Annotated in this window: 11 protein-coding genes and 1 tRNA gene; 2 read left to right on the forward strand and 10 right to left on the reverse strand. The window is 65.5% G+C overall.

The annotated features are described in order from the left end of the window. Positions 1 to 11: 11 nt before the first annotated feature. From Q1W68_RS07350 to tsaD, 10 genes are all read right to left on the reverse strand, one after another. Positions 12 to 371, reverse strand: coding sequence for an NADH-quinone oxidoreductase subunit A (locus tag Q1W68_RS07350; RefSeq protein WP_069048937.1), 360 nt, complete (start codon positions 369 to 371; stop codon positions 12 to 14). A 47-nt stretch (positions 372 to 418) separates the two neighbouring features. After that, positions 419 to 503, reverse strand: a tRNA-Leu gene (locus tag Q1W68_RS07355). A gap of 155 nt (positions 504 to 658) precedes the next feature. Next, positions 659 to 1,054, reverse strand: coding sequence for a preprotein translocase subunit SecG (gene secG / locus Q1W68_RS07360; protein WP_300716002.1), 396 nt, complete (start codon positions 1,052 to 1,054; stop codon positions 659 to 661). Between the two features lie 51 nt (positions 1,055 to 1,105). After that, positions 1,106 to 1,852: a triose-phosphate isomerase gene (tpiA, locus tag Q1W68_RS07365; protein ID WP_300716003.1), complete on the reverse strand. Its 747-nt coding sequence runs from the start codon at positions 1,850 to 1,852 to the stop codon at positions 1,106 to 1,108. A gap of 13 nt (positions 1,853 to 1,865) precedes the next feature. Next, positions 1,866 to 2,855: an NAD(P)H-quinone oxidoreductase gene (locus Q1W68_RS07370; RefSeq protein WP_300716004.1), complete on the reverse strand. Its 990-nt coding sequence runs from the start codon at positions 2,853 to 2,855 to the stop codon at positions 1,866 to 1,868. 11 nt (positions 2,856 to 2,866) lie between these two features. Beyond that, entirely contained in the window at positions 2,867 to 4,993 is a 2,127-nt protein-coding gene (gene pnp / locus Q1W68_RS07375; protein WP_300716005.1) for a polyribonucleotide nucleotidyltransferase, read from the reverse strand. 260 nt (positions 4,994 to 5,253) lie between these two features. Next, entirely contained in the window at positions 5,254 to 5,520 is a 267-nt protein-coding gene (gene rpsO / locus Q1W68_RS07380; protein WP_056273781.1) for a 30S ribosomal protein S15, read from the reverse strand. Positions 5,521 to 5,653: 133 nt separating this feature from the next. Next, entirely contained in the window at positions 5,654 to 6,877 is a 1,224-nt protein-coding gene (locus Q1W68_RS07385; protein WP_300716006.1) for a pyridoxal phosphate-dependent aminotransferase, read from the reverse strand. Then, complete coding sequence (locus Q1W68_RS07390; protein WP_300658295.1) at positions 6,877 to 8,172, reverse strand: branched-chain amino acid ABC transporter substrate-binding protein; 1,296 nt, start codon at positions 8,170 to 8,172, stop codon at positions 6,877 to 6,879. The genes Q1W68_RS07385 and Q1W68_RS07390 overlap by 1 nt, the downstream gene beginning before the upstream one ends. A gap of 26 nt (positions 8,173 to 8,198) precedes the next feature. Continuing rightward, positions 8,199 to 9,293 (reverse strand): tRNA (adenosine(37)-N6)-threonylcarbamoyltransferase complex transferase subunit TsaD, encoded by a 1,095-nt coding sequence (gene tsaD / locus Q1W68_RS07395; protein WP_300658293.1) that lies wholly within the window; start codon positions 9,291 to 9,293, stop codon positions 8,199 to 8,201. A gap of 67 nt (positions 9,294 to 9,360) precedes the next feature. Between tsaD and Q1W68_RS07400 the strand changes: the two genes are divergently transcribed. Then, positions 9,361 to 10,629, forward strand: a complete 1,269-nt coding sequence (locus Q1W68_RS07400; RefSeq protein WP_300716007.1) for a nitrate regulatory protein — start codon at positions 9,361 to 9,363, stop codon at positions 10,627 to 10,629. Positions 10,630 to 10,989: 360 nt separating this feature from the next. Further along, positions 10,990 to 11,563 (forward strand): CmpA/NrtA family ABC transporter substrate-binding protein (locus Q1W68_RS07405; protein ID WP_300716008.1); only part of this gene is annotated, 574 nt, incomplete at its 3' end.

An 11,563-nucleotide genomic window follows, 5' to 3' on the forward strand; every position in this document is an offset into this window, starting at 1 on the left:
GTGCTTGTTGATCATTCCCAGTCCAGTGCGCCCTTCTTCCACTCGTAGGCAAAGCCCACGGTGAGGATGGCCAGAAACACGACGCCCGCGAGGAAGCCGGTCATGCCGATGTCGGAGAAGGCCACAGCCCAGGGGATGAGGAAAGCGATTTCGAGATCGAACAGAATGAACAAAATCGCTACGAGGTAGTAGCGCACATCGAACTTCATTCGAGCGTCTTCAAACGCTTCAAACCCGCACTCGTAAGGGGAATTTTTCTCTGCGTCCGGAAGGTTGGGACCGAGGATGTAGCCCAGGACCTGCGGGATGATCCCGATGGCAATACCCACCAAGATGAACAGGAGCACAGGTAGGTATTGTTCGAGACTCATCTTGGTCTGTTCCACTGACACGGCATGGGGCCGTGTTGTCCAAAGATTGGTGCCGACGGCGAGACTCGAACTCGCACAGCTTTCGCCACTACCCCCTCAAGATAGCGTGTCTACCAATTTCACCACGTCGGCTGGTCTGCGTTGCTGGCTCACGAGGTCTGTGTGAGCCTTGCTGACAAGCATTGGAGTTTACCCTGAAACCACCCCTCTTTTGAGAGGGAGCGGGCCTTTTTCAACACCAATGGAAGATGCTTGGGCACGCCGGTGGAAGCCGGGTGCCCCCAAGCTCATTTCGCCGGGATTTGCGCCGGGCCCGTGGGCGCCGGCGTGGCTGCGGCGGGCGCGGGGACGGCACCCGGAATCTGCTGCGAGGCGTCGGCGGGCTGGGCGGGGGTCACCACGCCTTCAAGCACGCTGCCGGAGCTGGGCGCCACAGTGCGCAGGTTGCCAAAATAGGCCAGACCCAAGGTGCAGCCCAGGAACACCGCAGCCAGCACCGCGGTGGAGCGCGACATGAAGTTCGCCCCACCCGAGGCACCGAACAAACTGGCCGAGCCGGCACCGCCGCCGCCAAAGGCCGCACCGGCGTCGGCACCCTTGCCGTGCTGCATGAGGATCAGGCCAATCATGGTCAGGGCTGAGAGGATCTGCACGGCCAGCAGGATGGTCAACACAACGTTCATTTTTTACTCCGGGATCACAGTTGTCGATGCGCTTGAAAAAGCGCGAAAAGGTCAATGGGCCGAGGCCACGATTTGAAGGAAGTCGGCGGCCTTGAGCGACGCGCCGCCAATGAGTCCCCCGTCGATATCGGGCTGGGCCAGCAGGCTGGCGGCGTTCGCTGCGTTCATGCTGCCGCCGTACAGGATGTGCACACGCTCGGGGTGCTGGGTCGCTGCGGCCAGCTGGGCCCGCAGCACAGCATGCACCTGCTGGGCCTGATCGGGCGACGCGGTCTTGCCGGTGCCGATGGCCCAGACGGGCTCGTAAGCCACCACGATTTCGCTGGTGCAATGCGCCACGGCATGGATGACCGCGGCCAGTTGGCGCTTCACCACAACTTCGGTCTGACCCGCCTCACGCTCGGCCAGGGTCTCACCCACACAAACAATGGGGGTGATGCCGTGGGCCAGTGCCAGCCTGGCCTTCTCGGCCACCAGCAAGTCGGTCTCGCCGTGGTACTGGCGTCGCTCGGAATGGCCAACGATCGCATAGCGGCAGGCAAAGTCCTTGAGCATGGTCGCCGACACCTCACCGGTGTAGGCGCCCTGCTCGTGGCTGGACACATCTTGAGCACCCCAGGCAATCGCGCTGCCCGTCAGCTGCGACTGCAGTTGCGCCAGGTAGGGCGCCGGCACGCACAGGGCCATGTCGGCCGCTGGCGTCTTGCCATCCAAACCGTCGAGCATGGCCCTCACCAGGGCGGCGTTGGCGGCCAGCGAGCCGTTCATTTTCCAGTTGCCTGCGATCAGTGGTTTCATGTCAGAGATGTCGTCATGCCCAGGTCAGGACGAGCTTGCCGATGTGGCGGTTGGACTCCATGAGCGTGTGCGCTGCAGCCGCTTCGCTGGCGGGGAACACCTGATGGATCACCGGCTTGATCTGCCCCTGGGCCAGCAGCGGCCAGACGCGATCGCGCAGCGCTTGCGCAATGGCGGTCTTGAAGGCGATCGGGCGCGGACGCAAGGTCGAACCGGTGATGGTCAGGCGCTTGCGCAGCACCATGCCGGCGTTGAACTCGGCCTTCACTCCACCCTGCACCGCGATGATGACCAGCCGGCCGTCTTCGGCCAGGCAATCGATCTCGCGCGCCACGTAGGCACCGGCCACCATGTCGAGCACGACATTGACGCCCTGCCCGCCGGTGAGGTCGGCCACGGCAGCCACGAAGTCCTGCGTCTTGTAGTTGATGGCGTGGTCGGCGCCAAGCGTCAGGCAAGCTGCGCACTTGTCGTCGCTGCCCGCGGTGGCGATGACGCGAGCGCCCAGGGCCTTGGCCATCTGGATCGCGGTCACACCGATGCCGCTGGTGCCACCCTGGATCAACAGGGTTTCACCCGCTTGCAGACGCGCGCGGTCGAACACATTGCTCCACACGGTGAAGAAGGTCTCGGGCAGCGAGGCGGCAGCGATGTCATCCAGGCCCTCGGGCACGGGCAGGCACTGGCCCACGGGTGCCACGCACCACTCGGCGTAACCGCCGCCGGCCACCAGCGCGCACACGCGATCGCCCACCTTCAGGCCCGCGGCAGCCATGGCCACCTCGTCGCCCGAAGCAATCACGCCCGCCACTTCGAGGCCGGGAATGTCGGAAGCGCCGGGCGGCACCGGGTAGTTGCCGGTGCGCTGCAGCACGTCGGGGCGGTTCACGCCCGACGCGCTGACGCGAATCAGCACCTCACCCGCAGCCGCCACCGGCACCGGGCGCACGCCGAGGCGCAGCACCTCGGGTCCACCGAAGCTGCTGATCTCGACCGCTTGCATCACCGCCGGGATCACGACTGGGGCTGCTGCTGCGGCTCGACCGCGTTGCGATCGGCCAGCGCCTTCATCGACAGCTTGACGCGACCTTTTTCGTCGGTCTCGAGCACCTTCACGCGAACGATCTGGCCTTCGGTCAGATAGTCGGTGACGCGCTCGACGCGCTCGTGCGCGATCTGGCTGATGTGCAACAGACCATCCTTACCGGGCAGCAGGTTGATCAGGGCACCGAAGTCCAGGATCTTGGTGACCGGGCCTTCGTAGACCTTGCCCACTTCCACTTCGGCCGTGATCTGTTCGATGCGGCGCTTGGCCTCGTCGGCCTTGGCCGAGTCGGTCGACGCGATGGTGATGGTGCCGTCTTCGTCGATGTTGATCTGCGTGCCGGTCTCTTCGGTCAGTGCGCGAATCACGGCGCCGCCCTTGCCGATCACGTCGCGGATCTTCTCGGGGTTGATCTTCATGGTGAAGAGCTTGGGCGCGAAGTTGGAGACTTCGGTCTTGGCTTCGCCCATGGCTTCCTGCATCTTGCCCAGGATGTGCATGCGGGCTTCCTTGGCCTGGGCCAGCGCGACCTGCATGATTTCCTTGGTGATGCCCTGGATCTTGATGTCCATCTGCAGCGCCGAGATACCGTTGGTGGTGCCGGCGACCTTGAAGTCCATGTCGCCCAGGTGGTCTTCGTCACCCAGGATGTCGGTCAGCACGGCGAAGCGGTTGCCGTCCTTGATCAGGCCCATGGCGATGCCGGCCACGTGGGCCTTCATCGGCACGCCGGCGTCCATCAGCGCCAGGCAGCCGCCGCAGACCGATGCCATCGACGAGGAACCGTTGGACTCGGTGATTTCCGACACCACGCGCATGGTGTAGGGGAAGTCTTCCTTGCTGGGCAGCGCGGCGATCAGCGCGCGCTTGGCCAGGCGGCCGTGGCCGATTTCGCGGCGCTTCGGTGTACCGAAACGGCCGGCCTCACCGGTGGCGAAGGGAGGCATGTTGTAGTGCAGCATGAAGCGGTCTTCGAACTCGCCAGCCAGCGCGTCGATGCGCTGGGCGTCGCGGTCGGTACCCAGTGTGGCCACGACCAGCGCCTGCGTTTCACCGCGGGTGAACAGGGCCGAGCCGTGGGTGCGGGGCAGCACGCCGTTGCGGATTTCGATGGCGCGCACGGTGCGCGTGTCGCGGCCGTCAATGCGGGGCTCGCCGGCCAGGATCTGACCACGCACGATCTTGGCTTCGATCTCGAACAGCAGGGCTTCGATGGCCACGCTGTCGAAGGCCACGCCTTCGGCTTTGAGTGCAGCGAACACGTCGGCGTATGCAGCACGGCAAGCCTGGGTGCGGGCCTGCTTGTTGCGGATCTGGTAGGCGGCTTCGAGCTTGGCTTTGGCCAGGCCGTCGATCTTGGCGATCAGCGGCTCGTCCTTGGCGGGTGCTTGCCAGTCCCAGGCCGGCTTGCCAGCGTCGCGCACCAGCTCGTTGATGGCGGCAATGGCGATATTGCCCTGCTCATGGCCGAACACCACGGCGCCCAGCATGATTTCTTCGGACAGCTGGTCGGCTTCGGATTCCACCATCAGCACGGCGGACTCGGTGCCGGCGACCACGAGGTCCAGCTGGCTGTCTTTGAGCTGAGTCTGGCCGGGATTGAGGACGTACTGGCCATTCACGTAGCCCACGCGGGCAGCACCGATGGGGCCGTTGAACGGGATGCCGCTGACCGACAGGGCGGCCGAGGTGGCGATCATGGCGGCGATGTCGGCCTGCACTTCGGGGTTCAGGCTCACCACGTGCACGATCACCTGAACTTCGTTGTAGAAGCCTTCGGGGAACAGGGGGCGGATCGGGCGGTCGATCAGGCGGCAGGTCAGCGTTTCGAGTTCGCTCGGGCGGCCTTCGCGCTTGAAGAAGCTGCCGGGGATCTTGCCGGCGGCGTACGACTTCTCGGTGTAGTCCACGGTCAGCGGGAAGAAGTCCTGGCCGGCCTTGGCCTCGGTCTTGGCGACCACGGTGGCGAGCACCACGGTGTCGTCGATGTTGACCAGCACGGCGCCGGTGGCCTGGCGCGCGATTTCGCCGGTTTCCATGGTGACCGTGTGGGGGCCCCACTGGAAGGTCTTGGTGACTTTGTTGAACATGGTCATGGTTTATCTCCTGAATTTTTCTCCGCCACCCGGCGGAAAACACAGCGTGCGGCAAACCCGCACAAAACCCGGAAACACAACCCAGAACACGATGCCATTCCAGATGGATTGAGTGTTTCGCCGTTGGCGCTCAACCCGCTTGGAATGACACAGCTTCGCTCTGTAATCAATGCTCCGGAATCAAAAAAGAGGTCAAAAAAGCAAAAAACGCCCGAGCCAGCGAACCAACTCAGGCGTTTTCTGTGTCAACCCGGGCTCAATTACTTGCGCAGGCCCAGTTTGGCGATCAGCGCCACGTAACGCTGGGCGTCTTTGGACTTCAAATAGTCCAGCAGCTTGCGGCGGCGGCTCACCATGCGCAGCAGGCCGCGACGACCGTGGTGGTCTTTGGCGTGCGTCTTGAAGTGGGGGGTCAGTTCGTTGATGCGTGCGGTCAGGATGGCGACCTGCACTTCTGGGCTGCCGGTGTCATTGGCGGCACGGGCGTTGGCCGCGACGACTTCGGCTTTGATGGATTGGGCAATCATGGAATTTCCTTGGGGTTACATGCGTCCCGGCGCAGCCAGTCGGCTCAAGGATTTGCTCCAGGGCCAGCCGCCGCATCGGGCGTGGGTATGCTGTCCTTTCGAACGGCAACCGCGAATTATAGGCCAGAAGGCGTCAAGTGCCGCCACCCGGCTGGGCGGCGATCCAGCGGCGAAGGCGGGAGACGCCCTCTTCGAGCCGGTGGGTGTCGCGGCTGGCGAAGCACCAGCGCAGCCAGCCAGCCGCTTCCGGACTGAAAGCGCTGCCCGGGGCGAGTCCAATGCCCGCCTCGCGCACCAGCCGTTTGGCCACGTCCAGGCAGTCGTCATGGCCCTGCAGCGTGAAGAAGGCGTACATGCCGCCCAACGGTTCGGCGAGCGTCACGCCGGGCACGGCGCTCAGCAGCGGCACCAAGGTGTCGCGGCAGGTTTTGAGGTGGGCCACCAGCGCCGGTGTGACCTCCGCGCCGCGCTGCAGCGCCACCGTGGCGCCGCGTTGCACAAAGACCGGAGCGCACGAGGTGTTGAACTCGATCAGCTTGCCCATCGCCGCGGTGAGCGCGGCGGGGAGCACCAGCCAGCCCAGGCGCCAGCCGGTCATGAGGAAACTTTTGGAAAAGCTGTGGGCCACGATGACGCGGTCGTCGGGCTCGGCCACGTCCAGAAAGCTGGGGGCCGAACCATTGGCGGTATCGCCCGCGTAATAAAGACGCTCGTAGACCTCGTCGGCCAGGATCCAGGTGCCGGTGCGCCGACAGTGCGCCAGGATGGTGGCTTGCTCCTCGCGGGTCAATGTCCAGCCGGTGGGGTTGTTGGGCGCGTTGACGATGAGCAAACGCGTGGCCGGTGTGATGGCTGAGAGCAGAGCGTCCGTGTCCAGCGCCCAGGCGCCAGCGCGCGGTCCGTCGGTCAGCACATGCAGCGGCACGCTTTTCACGTGGGCCCCCATGATCTGCGGCTGCGCCACCAGGTTGGGCCAGGCCGGCGTGACCACCACCACCTCATCGCCCGCCTCCACCAGCGCTTGCGACGCCAGCATCAGCCCGTTCACGCCGCCCGAGGTGACGGCGAGGCGGTCGATCCAGTGCGCAGCGCCGCGCCCGGGGTGCAGGCCATCGGTGTAGACCGCGATCGCTTCGCGCAACTCGGGCAGACCGAGGTTGTGCGCGTAGAAGGTTTCACCGGACTGCAGCGAGGCGATGGCGGCTTCGCGGATGAAGCCGGGCGTGACCTCGTCGCTCTCGCCAAACCAGAACTTGAGCACGTTGTCGCGGCCCAGGCCCTCATTGGCCACCTCGCGAATGCGGGAAGCTTCAAGGTTTTCAACGACGGGGCGCATGAAGGGAGCGTGTTGGGACATCAGGGTCGGACCATGTTGCAGCGGTGGGGCTGTTCGGCTTGCTGGGGTGCCAGGTTGCGGATGACGCGAAAGCCGTAGCCCGAGCCTTCGACGTCGAATTGGGCGCCGGCTGCGCCCTGGCGCTCCATCACGGCCACCGCCAGCGGCTGCTGGAACTGGTGATCGGCGGCGCGCATGCGGGCCGTCTGGCCTGCCAGCGTGACCTCGGCTTTCTCCAGTTGGGCCGCCACGCTGGCGGCGTTGACCGGGCCGATGGCACCCGCGCGCTCGAGGGCCTGCGCCAGCGACTCGATCATGAGTTGCATGCGCATGTGCACGTAGTCGTCGGCGGGGTTGGGGAACCGCTGGCGGAACGACTGGTAGAAGGCCTCGGACTCGCGCGTGGGCACGTTGGGGAACCAGTCGGCCACGGCGATCACCTTGCCGATGCCGGCCTCGCCCATGGCCGCCGGAGCACCCAGCGCGTTGCCGTAGAAGGTGTAGAAGCTGCCGTCAAAGCCCACCTCGCGCGCGGCCTTCACCAGCAGCGTGAGGTCGTTGCCCCAGTTGCCGGTGAGCACGGACTGCGCGCCACTGGCCTTGATCTTGGCGGCATAGGGCAGAAAGTCTTTGACGCGCGCCATGGGATGCAGTTCTTCGCCGACGATCCTCACATCGGGGCGTTGCGCCGCCAGCTGGTTGCGACCCTCACGCAGCACGGCCTGGCCGAAGCTGTAGTCCTGGCCGATCAGGTAGACGCTCTTGAGCTGCTTGTCTTCGCGCAGCACGCTCATGAGCGCGCTCATGCGCATGTCGGCGTGGGCGTCAAAACGAAAATGCCAGTAACTGCACTTCTCGTTGGTCAGCGCCGGGTCCACCGCCGAGTAATTGAGGAACAGCATCTGGCGCGCCGGCTCGCGCTCGTTGTGTTTGTTGATCGCTTCGATCAGCGCGCTGGCCGCGGCCGACGAGTTGCCCTGCGCGATGATGGTGATGTCGCGGTCCACGGCCGAGCGCAATGCCGACAAAGCCTCTTCGGTCTGGCCCTTGCTGTCGAACCGTTCGATCAGCAGCGGGCGGTTGCCGCCGGGCAGTTTCACGCCGCCGCGGGCATTCACGCGCTCGGTGGCCCAGACCAGATTGCGGTACACGGCTTCGCCGGTGTTGGCGATCGGGCCGGAGAGGCCTTCGATCAGAGCGATGCGGATGGGAGACGGCGCCTGGGCAGACACCGACGGCGCGACAAGGACAGCGCCCAAGACAGCAACCAGCACGCGCCGGCGCACGGACCAAAATGAATCGAGCATGCTTTTCATGAGATGAATGCGTTCGGCCAAGGCCGTCAGGAAGCCATGGTCAGATCGGCCAGGGGCCAACGCGGCTTCACATCGAAGCTGTAGCCCTGGCCCTCGGCCGCATCGAGTTGAACCAGACCGGCCTGCACCCGCATGCCGCCGGCCAGCGCGATCATGGCGCCGTTGTCGGTGCACAGGTGCAGCTCGGGGTAGTGCACGCGCACGCCGGCCTTGGCGCAGGCAGCGCCCAATTGCTCGCGCAGCAGTGTGTTGGCTCCCACGCCGCCGGCCACCACCAGGCGGCGCAGGCCACTCTGGCGCACCGCCGCCATGGACTTTTTCACCAGCACCTCGACGATGGCGGCCTGCACGCTGGCGGCCACATCGGCCTTTTGCTGCGGCGTGAGCGGGTCGGCCAGGTGCAGCGTGGCCGGGCCATCCAGACTGGCGTGGGCCAGCCGTTTCACTTGGGTCAGAACAGCGGTTTTGAGGCCGGCGAAGGAAAAATCGAGATCGCCGCTGTGCAGCAGTGGGCGCGGAAACTTGTACGCCAAGGGGTCGCCCTGCAGCGCCAGCCGCGCCAGCGCCGGGCCACCCGGGTAGCCCAGGCCGAGCAGCTTGGCCGACTTGTCGAAGGCCTCGCCCGCTGCGTCGTCGATGGTTTCGCCCAGCAAGGTGTAGCGCCCCACCCCGTCCACCCGCATCAGCTGGCTGTGTCCGCCTGAGACGAGCAAGGCCACAAACGGGAACTCCGGCGGGTCGGCGCTCAGAAATGGCGAGAGCAAATGCCCCTCGAGGTGGTGCACGCCGATCACCGGTTTGCCCAGCGCAAACCCCAGCGCGCAGGCCACGCCCGACCCCACCAGCAGCGCGCCGGCCAGTCCCGGACCCCGCGTATAAGCCACCGCATCCACCGCCGACAGCGGCAGGCCGGCCTGCGCCAGCGCTGCGTCGGTGAGTGGCAACACCCGGCGGATGTGGTCGCGGCTGGCGAGCTCGGGCACAACGCCACCGAAGGCGCGGTGCATCTCGATCTGGCTGTGCAGCGCATCGCCCAGCAGCCTCGGCGTCTGGCCGCCGCTGGCGTCGACCAGAGCGACGCCGGTTTCGTCGCAAGACGACTCGATTCCCAAAATCAGCATGCGGCGAGTGTACGGGCGGCATGTTTGTTGCTCATGATCGCGGGATGCTTGCAACGACCCCACACACATGAAATCGGGCCTGAACTTTCTGCTGGCGGCCAAACGCTGCGAAATCGCCGAGCTGCAACAGCTCGCCCTGACCAGCGCGCTGGTGAACGTGACCGGGCGCCTGGTGCATGGCTTGCAGCGCGAGCGGGGACTGTCCAACCTGTTCCTGGGCTCCCAAGGCCTGCGGTTCGGCGAAGTGCGCCATCAGCAGATCGGCGAGTGCCGACAGATCGAGGCCGAGCTGCGCGCCTGCTTTGACGAACTGGACACCGAATCGGCCCGGCTGGGCAACGGTGCCCGCCTGTTCAGCCGCATCGCCTATGTGCTGCACGGGCTGGACGCACTCGACGGCCTGCGCACTCGCGTCCAGACGCTGGAATGGACACCCCAGCGGGCCACCGAGGCCTATGTGCGGCTGATCGCCGGTTTGCTGGCGGTGGTGTTCGAGGCAGCGGACAGCGCCAGCGACCCGGAGATCTCGCGCCTGCTGGTCGCCTTGTTCAACTTCATGCAGGGCAAGGAATTCGCCGGCCAGGAACGGGCGGCCGGCTCGGTGCTGTTTGCCGCGGGCCGCGCCGTGGCCGACGAGCAGCAGCGCCTGCTGCACCTGATCGAGTCGCAAGAGCGCTGCCTCGAGGTGTTTGCCGAGTTCTCGAACCCGCACGTGGTGGCCCTGTGGCACACCACCCAGGCCAGCGCCATGCTCGCCGAGCTGGAGCGCTTGCGCCGCGTGCTGTGCACCGCGCCGCACGGCTCACCGCTCAATGCGCAGGTGAGCCAGGCCTGGTTTGACTGCTGCAGCCGGCGCATCGACCGCATGAAGGCGGTGGAAGACCGCCTCGCGCTCGACCTGCTGCAAGCCTGCGAACAGAAGATCACCGCGGCCAACGCCGAGCTGGACAGTTTCCACGCCCTGCACAACGCACCCGCCACCGAGGCGGACGTGCTGTCGTTCTTCCGCGCACCCGAGGCGCAAGGCGCGGCGGCGTTTGGCACCAACACCCAGGGCTACGGTCTGCATCTGGAGCGCTCCATCCTGGAGCTGGTGCAGGAACAGGCGCGGCGCCTGCAGACCATGAGCGAAGAACTCGACACGGTTCGCGCCAGCCTCAACGAGCGCAAGCTGATCGAGCGCGCCAAGGGCCTGCTGATGGCGCACCGCCACCTGAGCGAAGAAGAAGCCCACAAAACCATGCGCCAGATGGCCATGAACCAGAACCGCCGGCTGATCGAGGTGGCCGAAGCGGTGCTCGCCATGGCCGACGTGTTGCCCGAGCGACCGCGCTGAGGTCGTGCGTGCTGCGGTGCACCAACAGCGGTGCCGGGAACCGTTGCGCACCAGCTTGATGCCCCGAAAACGAACGAGGCCACAGGACGACCTCGCGGTACAAAAACGGGGACAACAGAAAATCCTTTGAAAATCAAGGACTTTCCGAAAAATCCCGCCATCCTCTTCGCCCAGCTCGATGCTGGCACACAAGCTGCTTTGAACAAGGCAGAGGAAAGCGGGCCAATGGCGGTCCGGCTTCCGACAGTCACCCCCGACACTGGACAACGGCGTCCATTTCCGGTTTGCGATCCGCAGGCTTGGAGATGGGCGCCGTTGTGCTTTTGGGGTCCGGTTTTTTTCATCAGCAAGGAGTTGGACATGAACGCAGACACCCCCGGCACCACCGTTGCACCGATCCCGGTCGACACCACGTCCGAGACCGCCGCGGCATCCAGGCGCGACTTCATCAAGAAGAGCACCGCCATCGGCGCTGCCACCTTCTTCTCCACGCTGGGCCACAGCGGCGTGTGGGCGGCCGGCTCCGACGCGCCTGAGAAAACCGAGGTCAAGATCGGTTTCATTCCGCTGACCGACTGCGCCAGCGTGGTGATGGCCGCCGAACTCGGCCTCGACAAGAAGCACGGCGTGAAGATCATCCCGACCAAGGAAGCCAGCTGGGCCGGTGTGCGCGACAAGCTGGTCAACGGCGAGCTGGACATGGCCCACGTGCTCTACGGCCTGATCTACGGCCTGCAGCTGGGCACCGCCGGCCCCCGCAAGGACATGGCCATCCTGATGAACCTGAACCAGAACGGCCAGGCCATCACGCTGTCCAAGAAGCTGGCTGAAAAAGGCGCGGTGGACGGCCCGTCGCTGGCCAAGCTCATGGCCACCGAGAAGCGCGAATACACCTTCGCGCAGACCTTCCCCACCGGCACCCACGCCATGTGGC

Origin of the sequence: Hydrogenophaga sp. (assembly GCF_030158645.1) — a bacterium.
Lineage (GTDB): Bacteria > Pseudomonadota > Gammaproteobacteria > Burkholderiales > Burkholderiaceae_C > Hydrogenophaga.

What these genes read in the sequence shown, in the direction of transcription:
- Q1W68_RS07350 (WP_069048937.1), bottom strand. Translation starts at nt 371, where the DNA reads ATGAGTCTCGAACAATACCTACCTGTGCTCCTGTTCATCTTGGTGGGT.
- secG (WP_300716002.1), bottom strand. Translation starts at nt 1,054, where the DNA reads ATGAACGTTGTGTTGACCATCCTGCTGGCCGTGCAGATCCTCTCAGCC.
- tpiA (WP_300716003.1), bottom strand. Translation starts at nt 1,852, where the DNA reads ATGAAACCACTGATCGCAGGCAACTGGAAAATGAACGGCTCGCTGGCC.
- Q1W68_RS07370 (WP_300716004.1), bottom strand. Translation starts at nt 2,855, where the DNA reads ATGCAAGCGGTCGAGATCAGCAGCTTCGGTGGACCCGAGGTGCTGCGC.
- pnp (WP_300716005.1), bottom strand. Translation starts at nt 4,993, where the DNA reads ATGACCATGTTCAACAAAGTCACCAAGACCTTCCAGTGGGGCCCCCAC.
- rpsO (WP_056273781.1), bottom strand. Translation starts at nt 5,520, where the DNA reads ATGATTGCCCAATCCATCAAAGCCGAAGTCGTCGCGGCCAACGCCCGT.
- Q1W68_RS07385 (WP_300716006.1), bottom strand. Translation starts at nt 6,877, where the DNA reads ATGTCCCAACACGCTCCCTTCATGCGCCCCGTCGTTGAAAACCTTGAA.
- Q1W68_RS07390 (WP_300658295.1), bottom strand. Translation starts at nt 8,172, where the DNA reads ATGAAAAGCATGCTCGATTCATTTTGGTCCGTGCGCCGGCGCGTGCTG.
- tsaD (WP_300658293.1), bottom strand. Translation starts at nt 9,293, where the DNA reads ATGCTGATTTTGGGAATCGAGTCGTCTTGCGACGAAACCGGCGTCGCT.
- Q1W68_RS07400 (WP_300716007.1), top strand. Translation starts at nt 9,361, where the DNA reads ATGAAATCGGGCCTGAACTTTCTGCTGGCGGCCAAACGCTGCGAAATC.